Raw genomic sequence first — 17,082 nt, 5'->3', positions numbered from 1 at the left:
GATGAAGGCTCCCGACTGGAAGCCACTGGAAGCCTCGGTGCTGCGTGAGCGGCTGGAGGAGGTGAAGGCCCTGCTGCTCCAGGCGGCGGCGGTGGGCGTGGCCCAGGACGCCGAGCGGCTGGAGAAGCTGATGGAGCTGGAACAACGCACCCGGGAGGACGCGCGTGGCCGAGTTCAACGACGCCGCTATCGCTGAACTCCACGGCGCGCTGGAGGCCTGCTGCGAGGACCTGGCGAAGGCATTGGAGGATGCGGAAGGCACGGACGCCACCGGCACGGACGCCGGGAGTGGGCCCGCGTGGCGGCCGCTGCTGATCGGCGTGCCGCCGGGGCTGGAGCAGTTGGTGGGCATCGTCAAGCCGCCGCTGCAGATCATCATCGCGGTGCTCCAGTTCGTGCAGGCGCTGCTCCAGGCGCTGGCGGCCATCCTCCTGGGGCTGCCGGATCCGTTCCGGGCGCTCATCCTCGCGGCCTACGAGCTGCTCAAGGACATCATCAACGACCTGCTCAACGCGGGCGCGTACCTCTACGCGGACGCGCCGGGCATCGGGCCCACGGAGACGAACCTGGCGGAGACCGGCTTCATCCCGAACATCCCCAAGGACTTCAAGGCGGGCTTCGCGCTGGAGCGCCCGCCGGTGACGCCGGACGGCTTCGCGCGCTGGGCGGGGCGGTTCGTCGCGTCCTTCGATGATCCAGGGGATGACTCACGCCCGACGGTGACGGACGGCGCGCCGGTGCAGGCGGTGTTCATCGTGATGGCGGCACCGTCGCTGGATGCGCTCCGGCAGGCGCTGTACCTGCTGGGCAAGCTGCTCAACATCAGCGCGTTCAAGAAGGCGTTCGAGAAGTACCCCAAGGGCGCGTTGGATCCTCGCCGCAGCCGGGCGCGCGGAAGGTCAGTGAATCCGGACTGGAAGTCCGCGCGCATGCGCGACCTGTTCCCGGACCTGGAGAAGCTGCTCATCCTCCCGGAGGCGCTGAGGGCGCTGCTCCTGTCGGTGGACAACCTGGCGACGCTTCTCCGGAGTCTCGCCGCCGCGATGCAGGACAAGGTGCAGGTGTTGATGAAGCTGGCGCAGGCGGTGCAGGCCATCATCGACCTGCTGAACGCGCTGAAGTCCGCGGGCATGTACGCGCTGCCGGTGTCGACGACGGGCGGAGTGGCGGGGCTGAAGCAGGCCTTCCTCACGGCGACGAGCCGGCCCCCCGGAGGCTACGTGGGAGGCATCTGCCTGCTGGCGGCGGGGCCCAACCTGGCGAAGGCCGCGATGCTCTGGGAGCTGCTGGGCCTGTCGTCCGCGATGGAGCTGGCGTCGGGAGACCTCACGCTCCAGGACGTGAAGAAGGCCCTGCTGGAGAGCGAGGCGGCGCAGGTGCTGGAGGCGAACACGGACGAGGTGAAGGACGCCTGGGGCAATCTGAAGACGACGGCCCAGAAGCAGGCGGACAAGTTCGTGAACGCGGTGGAGAAGGCGCCCCAGAGGTTCGTGAAGGCGATGGGGCGCACGCCAGATGAACTGAAGGCCGCCGCCGAGCGGAGCCGCTCCGCGCTGGTGGAGGTGCTGGACCAGTCGAAGGAGCACGTGGAGGAACAGAAGGAGATCCTGGAGGGCATTGCGTCCACGAAGCACGCCCAGCGCCGGGGAGGGCGTTCGCTGGCGATCGGCTTCGGAGGTCCGGGCGCGTCCGAACGTCCGCCGGGTCCGCAGCCCCCCGCGGCTGACGCGTCCACGCCGCCACCCGGCACGCCAAAGAAGGGAACTGGCCCGTGAGCGCGGTGACACGCCTGAGCGCGGAGCTGGATGGCTGGCAGGCGGCCTGGAAGCAGCTGGAGGCGTTCCTGGACCGCATGGACGGCGTGGCGGATCAGGACGCGCCGCACGTCCAGACGGTGTGCGCGCTCCTGCCCGTGTTCAACGTCATCGAGCGGGCCCGTCGTCGCGCGGTGGGCATCGCGCTCGCGCCAGCGCTGGCCTCCGCGCCCCGGGGCGAAGGGCTGCCGAATGTGTCCGTCGGTTCGCTCGTGGGGAGTGAGAGCCGGCTGCCGGGCGTGGAGGAGCTGGAGTTCGCGGTGGGCACCATCGGAGCGGATGGAGACGGGAAGCTCACGGGTGCGGCGTTGCTCGCGGGCACGGTGACGCTGTTCGCGTTCCGCGACGAGAAGCACGGCGGCGAGGTGGCGGTGCGAGTGCCCACGTATGACTTCGGGCCCCTGTCGGTGAGCGGCACCGTGGACGACGCCATCGACGCGGGGCTCTTCACCACGGACCAGCGGAAGGATGCGGCGGAGAGCGGCGTCGCGGAGCTGGGGACCTGGACGGGCCTGCGCACCACGAGGCGGGCGGAGTTGAAGACGACATCGGAGACGGTGTCCCTGAGCAGCGTGCTGAATGGGCTGTCCGTCTCGTCCGCGTCCAGCGCGTTCGACCCCGTGGCGTCAGGCGCCGCGACGCGCCAGAGCGAGTGCCTGGCGGACCGGAACGTGCTGCTCCAGGCGAAGGCCACGCTGGAGAATCAGGGCGCGGCCCTGGAGTTGACGGATGCGCTCCAACGCGCGGCGGATTCACTTCAGGCGTCGGCGACGGACTACGGCGCGGTGGCCACGGCGCTCCAGCCGCCACGCACCGTGATTGCGTCCGTGTCGGGGCTGGCGTCGTTGAAGACCACGCTGCGGAGGGCGGATTCACCCGGCATCCCCGGACAGCTGTCCAACGAGCTGATGACGTTGGACATCGAGGCGGGGAAGGGAATGGACGAAGCGGTGGCGTCGCGGCTGGCGTATCCGGACGGGTCGCTGCGGATGCTCCGGACGTTGGAATGGTCGCTGCGCTTCCACTGGGTGTTCCGTCAGCGATGGTTCGACGTGCGCAACCGGGCCGCGCTGGCACCGCTGCTGAAGCTCGTGCTGAAGCCATTCTGCGACAGCCTGACGCGGGTGCTCGCGGGACAGTCCACGGGAATCCCGCTGGTGGGACCGGTGGCCCTGGTGAAGGACACGCTCACGCAGGCGACGGCGTTGTCTGTGACGCCCACGGTGGACCTGGGGCAGGTGCAGGCGGGGCACGTGGCGAACGTGGGAGGGGACCGGCCCACGCTGGCGCTGGTGCTGGGCTGGGAGGTGAAAGGGGCCGAGAAGCGGCTGCTCATCGCGCCGCTGAATGTGTCCATCGCGACGGATGCGAAGCTGCCTGGAGTCGCCGGAATGGTGAGGATCGGGTCGCCCGTGGGTGGAAGCGCGGTGTCCATCTCCACGCAGGAGTTGCTGGATGGGCACGCGGCGGCGGGACCGCAGGTGGACGGGGTGGTGCAGGAGATCATCGCACTGGGCGCGAAGCTGAACCTGATCCTGGGGCAGGGCGGTGGCGCGCTGGGTCTGGTGCCGTCATCGGTGGCCGCGCCGTATCCAGGCCAGACGTTCAAGTTGCTGCCGCCGGTGGAGGTCGGAGCGACGCGGCTGTTCCTGGATGGCATCCCGCTGACGAGCACATCTGGCTCGAGCAAACCGGTGCAGGTCGCAAGGCCGGGGGAGCTGTTGCTCGTGCGCGGAGCGGACGACGAAGGAACGTGGTGGCAGGGCGTAGCCACCGTGGACACGGTGGACGTGCGCACAGGCGCGGCGGCCCGAGCGGACGACGAGGTGGCAACGACGCCCACGCCGCTGTGCTGCGAGGACGACGAAGAGGTCGTGGTCATCACGCTGCGCGATTTGCAGATGCCCAAGGCGCTGGTCCGCGACGTGACGCTACGACGCGACTTCAAGGGCTTCGGAGGCCCGAGCCTCGCCACGGGAGTCATGCTCCCCATCGAGCTGGATTCAGGCACGGCGAACATCACGGTGCAGGATGGCGGTGTGACGAAGACGGTGTTGCGGGATCCGGAGCTGAGGGCCGCGACCACGGTCCTCAAGTCCTGGCTGGGAGTTCCGACATGAGCGAAGCCAGAGACGACCTCTTCGTGGTGGCCGCGCTGCTGACGGAACTGGACCGGGTGCTCCATCCCCTGGAGCGAGGAGAGCGCGGAGACTTCAAGGTGGATCCGCCGCTGCCACCGTCCCTGCCAACGCCGGGTGCGCGGAGGCGGGAAGGGGAGCCAGGCCGCGCGGTGAAGACCGCCGCGCCCTCGACAGGCCCCAGGTCCATGGGATTCACGGAGCCTGACAACGTGATGCCACCCGTGTTCAAGAGTCCTGAGCGGGTCGAAGTCCCAGCCGCAACGGAACCCATCCCACCCATCCGCCGTCGCGTTCCCCGACCTGGCGGCACGTCGGCGCAGCTCCAGGAACCACGGCCACCGGTCGAACCCGTGACCCGGAGTCCAGACGGGAAACTGCCTCCGACGCTCGCGCTCCCCGTTGTCCCCAACGCCCCAGAACTCCAGACGGAGGTCGCGGAGCCACGACCACTTCGTCCTCGCACCGAGGGCACGGATGTCCCTTCACAACGAGGCGACCGGCCCAAACCTGAAAGCCAGACGGCCTCAGAGGTCCCTCTCGCCGTCGAAACACGCGTGAAGGCTCCAAGTCCGCGAAGGAGCCGGGTGCCGAGACCCGCCATGGAGAAGAACGCCGAACGCCCACGGATCAGCGCACGGGTCCCGGAGTCCTCAACACGCCGCCATCGCGTCGCGCGCGCCACCACACAAGCGTCACCACCCGCTCCCCCAGTGGAGCAAGGGGAGACGTCCGCACGGGTACCTCCACGGAGGAGACGGATACCACGAGCCCTGGACCGACCGCCGGCACCGGACACACGGAAGGCCCCACCGTTCCAGGAGGAACTCGGGCCACGTCGTCACGACCGACCTGAATCACGGACTCCGCGACCTTCCCAATCGGAGGAACAGGGCGAATCCATCCTCCCCCCATCACGGGCCACGAGGCACACAGCACCAGGCCCGGTGCACATCGAAGTGAAGACGTTGCTGCCTCCGCCGCGAGTCTCAGCACCGCCACGCCCCGAAGCACCGGATGAAGAACCCGTGTGGGAAGAAGCACCGGAATACGAACCAGAAACCAACGCACGGGCCTTCTTCGTGAACGGCCGCCGCCTCACGGCGAGGGACGCCGAAGTGCTCCAGCAAGCAGAACAGCGACTGCGGCGCCGGATGACCGGCCGCTCGCTGTGGAGGAGGCGAGGATGAACGCATTTCCTCCAAGACAGCGATTGGGCCATCTGCTGCGCTCCCTCGCGAAACAGCTTCCGGGCCAGCTCGACGGCCTGTTGGAGAACGCCCGGTTCAAGGACGGCGCAGCGGCGCTCCAACGACTGGCGGACCCTGCGCACGTGGATCAGGCTCTGACACGCATGTCGCCAGAAGAAGCCGGCTGGCTCGCGGACCTGCTCACCGAGCGCTGGTCCTGGCTCGCGGACATCCAACTGGATCCCGAAGTGGCCATCGTCGCGCCGGACGAACTCTGGCTGGGCGCGGAGCCCATCCGCGTGCCGTTGTCGCTCGCGGCGGTGGGACTGGACGAAGGGTTCGAAGCGGTCTGGGAAGGCGCGGTCCTCCCAGGTCCACCCTCGGACAGTGCCACGCTCCTCGCGAGACCTCCCGAAGACAAGACACCCGGAGTCGCCCGGATTCGGGCCCAGGTCCGAGCGAGCGTGAAGGGTCGGCGCTGCGTGCTCATCGCGCAGGCGCAGGTCGCATTGAGGCGCCCGTCGGTGGTGGTGAGCGACGACCGGCGCAGGCTGCTGGTCCAGGACCACGCGGGACGCCCGGCCGTGGGCTGTCGTCTGGAGATTGGCCCGGACGTGCACCTCACCGGCGCGGGGGGCCTGGTGAATCTGGAAGTCCCAGCGCAGCCCGGTGTGTCGCTCAAGCTGGAAGGCATCCCCGCCGGACGCATTCCCGGAGGCAACCCATGAAGACAATGACGTCCCAGACGCGGAAGACACCCGACCGCAAGCCCGCCATGAACAAGGCCATCGCGCCATCGCAGCAGCCCAAGACGGACACAGCCAGGGCCCAACTGGGAACCGCGGCCAAGGGGCCCACGATGAAGGCCGCGGCCGGTGGCAGCTTCAAGGCGAAGAGCACCCCCCGAGTCACGGCGAACCCCAATATCCGGATGCCGAAGAAGTAGCCCGCCCCGACTCGGCGGACGAGGACACTGGCTGGTGGTTCCGAGGGGAGAGGGCCTTGGGGCTGCGGCCTCGGGAAACTTGTCCGACAATCGGACAGGTTCGAGGCGCTTCGTCCCCGGAGGTGGCCGCCAGCCTGAAACTCCCCCGACATCCCAGGGGCCCCAGATTCGTGAGCGGCAGCCCCTGCGTCCTCGAACTGCCAGTCAGCCTCAGGGGGCCAGCACCCACCGCACGGCGCCCACCCCTGCCAACACCTCGCGGCGCGAAGCGCACAGCGGCTGTTCCCGTCCCCCGCACAGCAGTCCCGCCCGCGCCCACTGCGGAAGCGAAGCCACGAGCTTCTCCACGCCCCAGGGCGAAGCCCGAGCAGCCCCGTCGTCCCGCATCGAATTGCCCCACGGGAACAGCCGTCCATCAGGCCCACGGGCCGCCATCTCCCATTCCTCACCGGAAGGCAGCCGCAGCTCCACGCCTTCAATGCGTGACAGCGCCGAGTACAGCTTCTCTGCCTCCACGAGAGTGCACGGCAGCGGTTCCTCCGCGTCCGGCCCCGCAGTCCCCACCGGCCCCTGTGAAGCCGCCATCGCCCAGGCCGCCGCGGCCCGGCTCACGGGCACCCGAGCGACGAAGAACCCCGGTGACGTCACCCGCCGCAGCGTCGGCCCTGTCCCCAGCCAATGCTCTACCGGAGGCACCCAGCGCGCCTCCAACCCAGAGCGGCGCAGCCGGTACGTGCCTTCCCGTTCCACCACCGCTTCGGGCAGTCCCACCGGACGCGGCCCCGGATCCACCGGTGTCGTGAGCGCATGCAACAGCAGCGTGGGGTCGTCCCGAACTTCCGCGGGACCCGACAGCGCGCGCAGCAGCGGCGCCATCCGCTCACGCTTCGGCGAACCCTCCGGAGGCAGCGGCCGGCCCGCGAGTACATGGGCCACCAGGTCCCGCAGGTTTGAATAGAACTGCCGGTCCCTCGGGTCCGCGCCCTCCCGCGTCGACGTAGGCATCCGAGCCTCGCGCAGCGCCGGCAGCACCTCCCTCGCCTGGAGCCGGGCCGCCGCCATCACCGCCGTCACCCGCACCTCCGCGTCCGCGTCCACCAGTGCGGAGCGCAGCACCGCGTCGACGTCCGGATTCGACGCCGCCTGATCATGGATGAGCCAGCGCAACACCTGCCGCCGCTGCTCCTCCCCCGGCAGGTGCGCGAACAGCACGGAGCGATCCGGATGCGCCTCCTTCTCCGCCTTCAACCGCGCGAACGCCTCTTCCGTCCCGTCCGGCACCAGCGACGCCAGCACGCGCTCCGCTGTCCGAGACACGCTGAACTCCGGATGGAAGCGAAGCGCCGCCACGCGCTCCATCGACGAGCGCTCCCGCAGCGTCTCCGTGGCCATCAACCCCAGCAGCACCTCCCGTGTCTCCGACGACGCCAGCAGCGCCGCGAGCGCCGGGGCCTCCATCACCGGCACCGCCTTGCGCACGGCCACCCATTCCCCCACGGCGTTGCCTCCGGAGAACTCGAGCACCCGCAACCGGAGCACCGGGTTGAACGTGCAATGGAGCGTCGTGTCCGTCCCGCGCTTCACGTACACCGCGAACTCCGGCTCCCCTGGGATGAGCGGAGGCGTCTGGCTTTCGGACTGGAGGAACCAGCCCAGCGCGGACAGCACCCGGTCCATCACCTCGAACGAAACCTCAGGCCGAGCAACGAGGGCAGGGGAGCGCATCAGTCCGGTTTCACGAGCGCATGCAGCGACTCACCCACCCGCGCCACCGGCCGCCCCTCCACGCCCACGAAGTACGCGCGAGCCGCCCAAAGCAGGTCACTCCACGAGACCTGATCCGCGGCCTTCTTTTTCGGAAAGCCCTCCACGAAGGACTCCCACGCGGGCCGCACCGCTTCAGACGGTGCCCCGACCTTCATCGCCGTCGCCAGGTAGCGCACGAAGCCCTGGACGTTGAAGCCGAACCGCTCCCCGGGCGTGAGCGTCTCCGGAAGCTTCCCACCTCCCACCAGCTTCGCCGCCAGGTCCGGCTCCCCCAGACAGAGCGCCACCAGCCCGCAGCGATAGAGCAACACGTCATCCAGCTTCTTCACCTTCTTCGCCAGGGCCTCCAGCCACGCCTTCGCGGGCGACGCCTGCACCAGCCCCTGCGCGGCCCCGCACGCCTCCGCCGCGTTCACGAAGGACAGCACCTGGAGGGCGACTCGCGGCGGATCCACTGAATCGAAGAGCCCCCCGGCCTGCTCGATTCCAGCCGCACACAGTGGCACCAGGGGCGTGGCCGCCGCGCGGGCCTCCTCGGCTCCCGTCAACACGATGAGCGACGCGAGCACATCCGCCAGCGTCCGCAGGTATTGAACGGGCGTGTTCGCCTTCGTCAGCGCGATGGGCGAGAAGCGCTTCATGAGCTCGCGCGCGTGGGTGTCCTCTCCCCACTCGGCGGAGAAGAGCCCGGCCCAGGTGCCTGGAACGTTCACGGGGATTCCAGCCATGTCACTCCGCCTCGTTCACGGCTGCTGCCGTTGCTGGAAGAGGGCCATGTGGTGCTTCCACAGGGCGCGGTGCGCATCTTTGACGGTCGTCGCGGCGCGCTGCAATCGCTCGAAGAGGCCACCGTCCTCCGCCTCCTTGCGAAGCTTCGAGACGAACTTCGTCTCCGTCTTCAGCCCCGCATCCTTGCTCCGCTGGAGCCGCGCCAGGTTGCCCGACTCCCAGGACTCCAGGTCCAGTTCGCGCGCCAACGTCAGCAGCGTGTCCACCTCCGCCTCCGTGCGGGTGAAGCGCTCCAGGAACCGCTCTACCGTTCCGTATGTCTTCTTCTCCTCCGGCGCGCCGGCCTCGGTGAGCAAGAGGCTCTTGGCCACGCCCACGTCCAGCTTGGGGATGCTCCGCAGGGGCGCATCACAGAAGGGACAGGCCGACGGTTCCTGGAGGACGGTCCGTCGGCCTCCGGCCAGGTCCACCCGGTTGTGGACGGTGAACGTGGAGCCGCACACGAAGCAGGTGACGGAGGTGGAAGGAGCGACGCGCATGTCGGAACCTCATCATGGAGGAGGCCAGCGAGGCGGCAAGAGATCGATGACGCGGCGGCCGAAGCTCTCCGCGTCCGTTTCAATGGGCTGCCGGAAGTACCGGGGGTCTCCCGGCCCGTAGTAGTGGCCGCCGGAGCCAGGCAGGTTGCGCCACCACCGGCGTGAGAACGGATGCGACTGTCGGCCAATCGAATACTGGTAGGCCTGATACGCCTGATAGTAGTGACGCGACTCGTGGACGGCGGTGCCCACCGCGTCGCCCACGTCCAGGTTCTCGTTGATGACGATGACGCCACGCCGGCTCACGGGCGCGAGCCGGCCCTGGTGCGTGACGTTGAAGTCCCATTCCATCCAGCCGTAGTCCCCAGCCGGCAGGTTCTGGAACTGGACTTGTGGACGGCGCGACCGGGGGACGCCCATCGCGTCCATGGCCGCGCCCACCGACTTCTTGAGGGCCTGCTGCCGGTCCCGGAGCGACAGCGTGCTGAACGTCGAGGGGTCCAGCTCCGGGATGTCCTCCAGCCCCGCCTGCAGGTCCCGCATCTGCGCCAGCTCGAAGCGCTTGAATCGGCGGCTGCTCCAACTGCGCGAGACGGTGATGTCGAAGTCCCCCCAGCCCAGCACGTTGCCGGTGGGACCGATCGTGCGAATGCGCTTCGCGGTCTCGAACGGTTCGATGATCCGGGTGATCTCCCCCGGCTTCACGTTCGGATCCAGGCTGTGGATGAGCCCCTTCAGCTCGCTTGGATCGATGTTGTACTGGGCCAGCAGGCCTGGCTTGCGCTTCGTGCCCTTGAGCGCCTTCTCCACCTTGTCCAGCGCTTTCAGCGTGGACCCGACGCGGCCCTTCTTCAGCTCGTCCCTGAAGACAACCATCAGGGCATCGATCTCCGCGCGAGGGGCCGAACCGTGGGGCATGACCTCGCGGACCAGGGACATCTTGCGCCACGCGTCCGCGATGCGTTCGACGCGGTCGACGAGCTCCCAGCCCGGCGGAGGCATGGGGGTGATGGGCCCCACGCGCAGCTCGATGGAGATCCGCCACTCGTCGATGGCCTTGGTCAGCGCCTCCAGGTGCGCCGGTCCCAGGCCTCTCGCCCGGGCCCAGGCCAGGTCCGACAGCTGCGCTTGCAGGTCGTCCAGGTTCTTGCGGAGGTTCTCTCCCACCGCCGTGACGTCCTTGAGCCGGGGGGCGTGCTTGCCGCCCTTAACCTCGATGAGGTGGAGCTTCGCGCTCGTCGGATCCGCGGCGTGGTCGAACTCGACGATGATTTCATCGATGCCGCTGCCTTGCTCCTCGCCCCTGGGCTTGAAGTCCAGCCGCCGGAATCGCTCCGTCGGTCCCAGGTGTTCGCCGAGCAGCGCCTCCGTGAACGCCCGGGACTGCTTCTTCTCCAGCTCCTCGCCGGCCTTGGTGGTGAGCGTGCCGCGCGGCTCCCAGCGGTTGCCGGAGCGCTTGGACAGGATGAGCTCGATGTATTCCTTCTCACCGCTGGCGCGCGTCACCTCCACCAGCTTGTAGTAGCGGAGCTCCTTGGGGCGGTACTTGACCTCCTGCCACGCGGGGCCGATCTGAGCCACCGTGTCCGCCGGATCCAACTCCAGCGTGGTGCGCGCGCGCTGCGCCTCGGTGAACACCTGTCGCTCGGCGCCCTGGATGAACGGATCATCCGGCGCAGGGCCGGCCTTCGTGAACGGACCCACCTCCGGGTGGTCGGCGTGAAGCACGGTGTTGGGCCACACGTCGTTGGGCCGGCCTGACTGCCGGATGACAGGCTCCGTGTCCGTCACGGTGAGCTCCAGGGCCTTCTTCTTGCCTCCTCTCGTCTTCGCCGCCGTCTTCGCCGCCGGAGGCTTCTTGGTGAACAGCCGCGGCGGTTCCTTCAGGTACTGCGGCTTCGCGCGCACGCCCTGGGCGAACTCCGCCATGTCCAGGGGCGTGAAGGCGTCCACCTCCTTCATCCGCTGGCGCAGGTTCTCCAGCGTCGCTTCGCTCTGCCGGATGCGGCGAGTGGCCTCCGCCGGATCCATGGACACGCCGCGTTTGCCCTCCAGTGACGCCATCAGCGACTGCTGCGCGTCGATCTCCAGGAGCAGCTTCTTGCGGTAGAGCTCGAACTGCTTCTCGATGGGCAGCTTGTCCCAGTGCCGCAGCGCCCTTTCGTCCAGTGCCTTGATCAGGTCTCGCGTCGCCTTGTCGTGGCTCTGGAGCAGGTGCAGGCCCTCCTCGCCCAGGTCGGACAGGTCCGCGCCCGCCTTGACGACGATGGTGGGCTTGCCCCGCCGGAACATCGCGACGGCCTGGGCGGACTTGCTGTCGGTGAGCGCCTCGAAGTCCGCCTCGGAGATCAGCTCGATGGGCGTGTTCGCGAACGCCTTTCGCTGCGCGGGCGGGATGTGCTCCAGCAGCTCCTTGCGCATGGCGCGTTGGAGCTGCTGCCGGTCGAAGTCGCCCGACATCTGCTTGAGCAGGCCGTCGTCGAACTCGCGCAGGAACTCCTTCATGTTCCCGGCGGGGTTCTCCGCCTTCCACTTCTTGAAGAGGGTCAGCCGCTCCTTCGGCGTGCCCCGGAAGTGGAGCAGGTCCTGGGTGCGCGGCGGCACGTGAGGCTTGGAGATGCCGCCCAGCGCGCCAAAGGCCCCGGCCATCACCGCGCCCGGCGCCGCCTGCATCGCGGTGCCCGCCAGCACGTTGAAGAGCGCGTTGCCGCCCTTGTAGTTCTGGTCGTTGAGGACGTTGCCCAGGAACGCGGAGGGCACGGACTGGACCAGGCCTTCGGCGCCCTGGGCCAGGCCGTGCGCAGTGACCCGCGCCAGCATCCCGCCTTCCTCCGCCATGCGCGCCAGGAACCCCAGCTTGAGCAGCTTCGTGCCCATGCCGGCGGTGGCCGCGGCAGTGAGCGCGTCCACGGCACCCACGCCCGCGTCGGTGGCGGCCTCCTCCCAGCCGTAGGCGCTGCCCTTCATGGCGGCCTTGGTCAGCATCGTCACGGCGGCCGTCGCCACCGCCGTGCCCACCAGCACCGGCGTGCTGGCCATGAATGCGCCGAACGCGGCCCAGAACCCCGCGCCCACGGGCGGAGCGAAGATGCTGACGATGACGCCGATGATGACCACCACCGCCATCACCACCGCGGTGAGGACCATCACCAGCCGGTCGGTGATGAAGTCCACCTGCTCGCGGTGCATCTGCACCGACTCGTCGGCGTAATCACCCTGGCGCTGCACGCGCTCGGACTTCTTCTCCCAGTCCTCCTGCCACTTGCGCAGCCCGTCGGCGGTGTAGTTCTTGTCCCCGGGCTTGGGGCGCATCCGCTCGTGCAGCTCCAGCGCGCTCACCTCGGCGTCGAGCGCGGACGCCTGGTCCAGCACCAGCTGGTACTCCGAGGACGCCATGCTGTTGGTGGAGCTCGCCTCGAAGTGCACCCGGCGCCAGGCGCGGTCCGCCTTCTCGCGGGGCGTGACGGGCTCGCCGTAGTCCACCATGTCGAGGATGTCGAAGGCCTCGCGTCCGCTCAGCTCCTCGTCGATGCGCGCGCGGAAGCGCTCGAAGGGCGTGTGCGTGTCGCCAGGGTCGGCGGGGTGGTCCTTGGCCCACTCCTCGGCCATGGCCTGGATCTCCGCCTTCGTCTTCCCGGCGAAGACCTCCTTGAGCGCGTCCTCGTCCGTGCCCACGCCCTGCACGGCGTACTGAACGACTTCCGCGTCGGTGAGGTAGCCCTTCTTCAGCATCGCCGCGACGGCGTCCCGGTCCGCGCCGGACGTGTCCATCAGGACGGCCTGCTCGAAGCTCGCCTGAAGGTGCGTGCCCTCCACGTAGGCGCTGTCGTACTCGGCCGCCAGCGCCTTCATGTTCGCCATGGCGTCGGCCTGGGCCTGGGCCTTCGCCTTGACGTCCACCTCCTTGTGTTCCTTCGCGATGCGGGCCTGGACCTTCTCCGGGCTCCACTTGTCCAGGAACTCCAATTCACTGATGCGGCCCTTGCGGCGGTCCTCCTCGGTGAGCGGGCCCTCGCTGGCGGGCTTGACCTTCGCCTCGTCCAGCGTGCGCTCGATGTCCATCCGCTCCTGGATGTCCAGGTAGCCGTCGCGGCGCGCGTCGGCGATCTGCCGCTTGCCCTGCGCGGACATGGCGTCGCGGATGACCTTGTCGTCCGCGTAGAAGACGCTGGTGTGCTCGATGCGGATGCGCGCGGCATCCACCTGGAGTCCCTTGTCGTCGCGAAGGCCCTCAATGAGCTTGAGGTCCTCGCCCTTCATCTCGTCGTGGAACGCGGCGCTGAGCGCGCTCTCGCCCGCGGTGCGCTGGGTCCAATCCGTGCCGTATTGCTGCTCATACGACGCGTCGATGGCCTGGTTGCGCTTGAGCAGCTCCGCGCGGAACGTCTTGGTGTCCCAGCCGTACTGCTGCGCGTCGGCCTCCGTCTCCTTGCGGATGCGGTCGTAGACGTCCTCCATGGCCTTGCGGTCGGTGCCCAGACCGAAGAACCACCCGCCGCGCATGGCGCGGTCCATCTCGATGGCGCGAGCGTCCTCGGTGCGGCCCTCCACCAGGGCGTGCATCTCGTCCACGTCGTGTGTCTTGAGCGCGCCGCTGCGCAGCTCGTCGTCCATCTGGACGACCAGGTCCTTGCCGTACTTCTGCTGGTAGGCCTTCTTGATGGCTTCAATCTGCTCCGGCGTCTTGCCGCGAAGCAGGGTGAGGATGGCGGCCTCGTCCGTGCCCCAGCCCAAGCCGAAGAAGGTGCCCTCCATGGCGTCGTTCAGCTCGACGGCGGCGGCCTTGGATGCGTTGCCGGAGAGCAGCGCCTCCGCCTTGTCCCAGTCGTGCGTGGTGGTGCTGAAGAAGTCGTCCAGCTCGCTCTTGAGCCGCTCGCGCAGGTTCTCGTTGTGCTCTTGCTGGTAGAGGACCTCGATGTAGTGACCCTGGAGCGGGTTGAGGTTGGCGAGCGCGTCGAAGATCTTCTTCTCGTCCGTGCCCCACTGGTCCACGCCCTCCCAGACCTTGAGGGAGATGTTGCGCGCGCGGTTGCTGAAGAGGGGCTCCTGCTGGTCGACGACGGTCTTCAGCCGCTCCAGGTCCGTGGACGCGAGCAGCTCCTTCTCCAGGGACTCCATGAGCGGCTTGCGGCGCTGGCCGATGATGCGCACGGCCAGGCCCTCCGCGAGCGCCTGCACCGCGTCCTTGCCCCCCTTGCCGTAGTAGGAGAGCAGGATGGCCTTCTGCTCCTCGCTGAGGGCGTTGTTCCCCTTGATGGTCTCCGCGTCCAGCTCCTCGCCCTGGCGCAGGCGCACCTCCGCGAGGAACAGCATGTTCTGATCCAGCGACGTCTTGTTCTCCGCCGCGCGAGCGGTCTCCCACGCGCGGCTCTCGTCGTGGGCGGCCTCCAGCCAGTCGATGATCCACCCGAGCAGCCGGTCCCAGAAGCCGCGCTCGTAGCCGATCTGCTTCGCGTGCCAGTCGCGGATGACGTCCCGGGCCTCCCTGCCCGCGTCGCGCAGCTCCTGCTGATAGCGATCCACGCTCTGGTCGATGTCGCGCTTCGCCTTCGTGACGACGGCGCCAATCTCCTTGCGGCGGTCGTCCATCCACTTCTTGGTGGGGCGGTACGCCTCCGTGGCGGCCTTGAGCTTCACCGGATCATCGCCGGCGTCCTTCTTGAGCTCCCACTCGTCCTGGAGGGCGGCGAGCTCGTAGGCGTGCATCTGGTCGCTCGCGGCCTTCGCGAAGGCTTCCTTGAGGCGCTTGCCGTTCTGGTCGTACCGGACGACCCAGTTGCTCACCTTGGTGTCGACGGCCGAGATGAGCGCGTCGCGTTTGCGCCGGGCCTCGGTCAGGTCGACGCCGCCCTTGATGGCGGCGGCCTTCGCCTCGGACTGCGCGTCGAGCGAGGCGCGCATGCGCGACAGGGAATCAGCGAACGACTTGCCGCCCTCCTCCAGGCTCTTCTTCGCGTCCTCGTGCGCCTTGCTGAGCGTGCCGGTGGTTGCGACGTGCGAGTCCACCAGTTGCTTGCGGCGGGCTTCCACCTTCGCGTCCAGGTCCTCCTTCTTGATCTGTGCGGCGTCCGCGACGCGCTGGAGCTCCGCGGCGAAGATGGGACGCTCAGCGGTGATGAGAGCAACGCCCCAGGACGCATCCAGGCCGCCCGGGACATAGGCTTCGCGGGCCTTCTGGACGGAGGCGTCGGCGTACTTATCCGGAGCGGCGAGCAGCCGAGCCAGCACGTCGCCAATGTCCACGCGGGCGAAGTCCGGGACGTTGATGGGCGCGGGGGCGGCCTGTTCGAGGACGGTGATGCCCTTCGCGGGTTCCTTGGGCTGGACCTTCGCCTTCTTCTGCTTGTCGGCCTCGGCGGTGATCTTCTTCTGGAGGCGCGTCCAGTCCTTGAGCTTCTCCGGGTCGGTGGGCTTGGGACCGCCGGGCTTGTAGACGAGGTCGCCGAGCGGGCCCTTGATGAGCATGTGCCCGCCGTCGTCGCGCATGAGCTGCGCGCCAATCTCCGGCACGTGGCCCAGCGGGCTCTTCTGCAGGTCGGGGAGTTTGGCGTCCTTGACGTCCAGCTTCCGTTCGCACTTCGCATCCACCAGCGAGGAGGCCTTGCCGGTGGGATCGTCCGGGATGGCCGGAAGGTCCTTCGGCTGCTTCGCCGGGGTGATGGCCTTCTTGCCTTCGTCCTCCAGTTGCTTGAGGCGCGCGGCACGGACCGCGTTGGGGTCCACGGCGGCCTGGGTGATCTTGAACGTGTAGCGGGGCGCCGGAGGAAGCTGTGGCTCCGGGACCTGCGCCGTGCTGCTGGCGATGCGGCCCTTCCATGCGGCGACCGGATCCGCGTCCGCGCCTACCGCTGGCGCAGCGGGGATGGGCCCCGCCGTGACAGGTGCTGCCGGAGCAGGAGGCGGCGCGGGAAGGCTGGCAGGGGGCTCCACCGCCGTGATGGCACCCGTCGGATCCGGAGCGGTTTCGAGACCGTGCTTGATGCCTTGGACGCCCTGCGCATGGGCCGCGGCCAACTCCTTCTGCCACTCCATCGCGGCCGGAGGCACGGGCACCCTGGGGCCTGTGTCGACCGTGGCAGCCGTCTGGATGGGAGGAGGCTCCTGGGGCCCTGCGCCAGGGGAGGCCTGACGGACGACGATGTGGACATCGCTCTGGCTCGACAGCGTGGACACCCGCGTGTCGATGCGCGCGGCGTCGTCCATGCCGCCGGGAGCGGCCCCCGTGGGGATGGATGCCGGCGCGGGAGCTTGCTCAGGCGTTGCCACGTCGCCGCCCGCGCTGGGCGCTTCGACGGTGGTTGCTGCAATGGCATCAGGCGCTGGAGAAGTGCTGCCCCCGAGTCCCGCTGCTTCCGACTCCTCAGTGACCGTAGAGGGTTCGAGGTCTGAAGCACGGGCCTCGGCGAGCCGCGCGGCGGTGTCTCCGAGCTGCTCAGCGGAGCCCATAGGCAGGACGGCCATGCGCGCCGCATCACGCCGTCGAGCATCCTCCTCCTGCTGCGCGAGGGTCGCGGGCTGGGACGCGCCAGCCGCCTGCGCGAGCCCGGTGTTCGGCTGTGGCGCGAGCCCATGGATGCCCAGCTCCGCCTCGACGGCGCCGGGAGTGGAGAGCAGCGCGACCTCCGGCGGGTGGACCGGGCAAGGCTCGAAAAGATGCGAGCGCGGACCGCCCAGCATCCGCCACGCTGGGTCGCTCCACCGGCGCTCCATGTCGCGAGCGGCATCACGGAGCACAGGCCCGTGGAGAGCAGGGGCCGCGCCCTTCAGCGACGCGAGCCGCGCCGCCAGCTCACGCGCGGGATTGGACGAGGAAGGGCCCCGGGGAACGACACCCGGAGCACGAGGAAGGGCCGCGGAGGACGAGGGAGTGCGCCCGGAGTTCTTCCGGAGCATGGCCTTGGCGGAGGCCTTCGGGCCCTGGTCACGGATGCGCACGGTCCCCCCGCACCATCAGCGCGA

The 17,082-nt window shown here is 69.0% G+C and carries 9 protein-coding genes; 5 read left to right on the top strand and 4 right to left on the bottom strand.

Features of this window, described 5'->3' with window-relative positions; translation table 11 throughout:
* The first annotated feature begins 1 nt into the window (after position 1).
* The 5 genes from D7X99_RS11190 (at position 2) to D7X99_RS11170 (ending at position 6,088) form a co-directional block, all read left to right on the top strand.
* Positions 2-196, top strand: coding sequence for a hypothetical protein (locus tag D7X99_RS11190; RefSeq protein WP_120594156.1), 195 nt, complete (start codon positions 2-4; stop codon positions 194-196).
* Complete coding sequence (locus D7X99_RS11185; RefSeq protein ID WP_121777760.1) at positions 165-1,775, top strand: hypothetical protein; 1,611 nt, start codon at positions 165-167, stop codon at positions 1,773-1,775. Before D7X99_RS11190 ends, D7X99_RS11185 begins: the two co-directional genes overlap by 32 nt.
* Entirely contained in the window at positions 1,772-3,934 is a 2,163-nt protein-coding gene (locus tag D7X99_RS11180; RefSeq protein WP_121777759.1) for a hypothetical protein, read from the top strand. Before D7X99_RS11185 ends, D7X99_RS11180 begins: the two co-directional genes overlap by 4 nt.
* Before the next feature lie 1,204 nt (positions 3,935-5,138).
* The gene (locus tag D7X99_RS11175) at positions 5,139-5,870 is read left to right on the top strand and encodes a hypothetical protein (protein ID WP_147476123.1); all 732 of its coding nucleotides are present in this window, start codon (positions 5,139-5,141) and stop codon (positions 5,868-5,870) included.
* A complete protein-coding gene (locus tag D7X99_RS11170) occupies positions 5,867-6,088 on the top strand; it encodes a hypothetical protein (protein WP_147476122.1) in 222 nt (73 codons plus the stop codon). Before D7X99_RS11175 ends, D7X99_RS11170 begins: the two co-directional genes overlap by 4 nt.
* Before the next feature lie 210 nt (positions 6,089-6,298).
* On the opposite strand, the gene D7X99_RS44445 is transcribed toward D7X99_RS11170, so the two are convergent.
* Genes D7X99_RS44445 through D7X99_RS11150 form a run of 4 tightly spaced genes read right to left on the bottom strand, consistent with a single transcriptional unit; the run spans position 6,299 to position 17,058 of the window.
* The gene (locus D7X99_RS44445; protein ID WP_199756335.1) at positions 6,299-7,813 is read right to left on the bottom strand and encodes an SUMF1/EgtB/PvdO family nonheme iron enzyme; all 1,515 of its coding nucleotides are present in this window, start codon (positions 7,811-7,813) and stop codon (positions 6,299-6,301) included.
* The gene (locus D7X99_RS11160) at positions 7,813-8,583 is read right to left on the bottom strand and encodes a hypothetical protein (protein WP_147476121.1); all 771 of its coding nucleotides are present in this window, start codon (positions 8,581-8,583) and stop codon (positions 7,813-7,815) included. Before D7X99_RS11160 ends, D7X99_RS44445 begins: the two co-directional genes overlap by 1 nt.
* A gap of 15 nt (positions 8,584-8,598) precedes the next feature.
* Complete coding sequence (locus D7X99_RS11155; RefSeq protein ID WP_121777755.1) at positions 8,599-9,123, bottom strand: hypothetical protein; 525 nt, start codon at positions 9,121-9,123, stop codon at positions 8,599-8,601.
* Between the two features lie 12 nt (positions 9,124-9,135).
* Positions 9,136-17,058, bottom strand: coding sequence for a hypothetical protein (locus D7X99_RS11150; protein ID WP_158626983.1), 7,923 nt, complete (start codon positions 17,056-17,058; stop codon positions 9,136-9,138).
* Positions 17,059-17,082: the final 24 nt, after the last annotated feature.

Source organism: Corallococcus sp. AB032C (assembly GCF_003668935.1).
GTDB lineage: Bacteria > Myxococcota > Myxococcia > Myxococcales > Myxococcaceae > Corallococcus > Corallococcus exiguus.
This window is presented reverse-complemented; position numbering and strand designations above follow the sequence as displayed.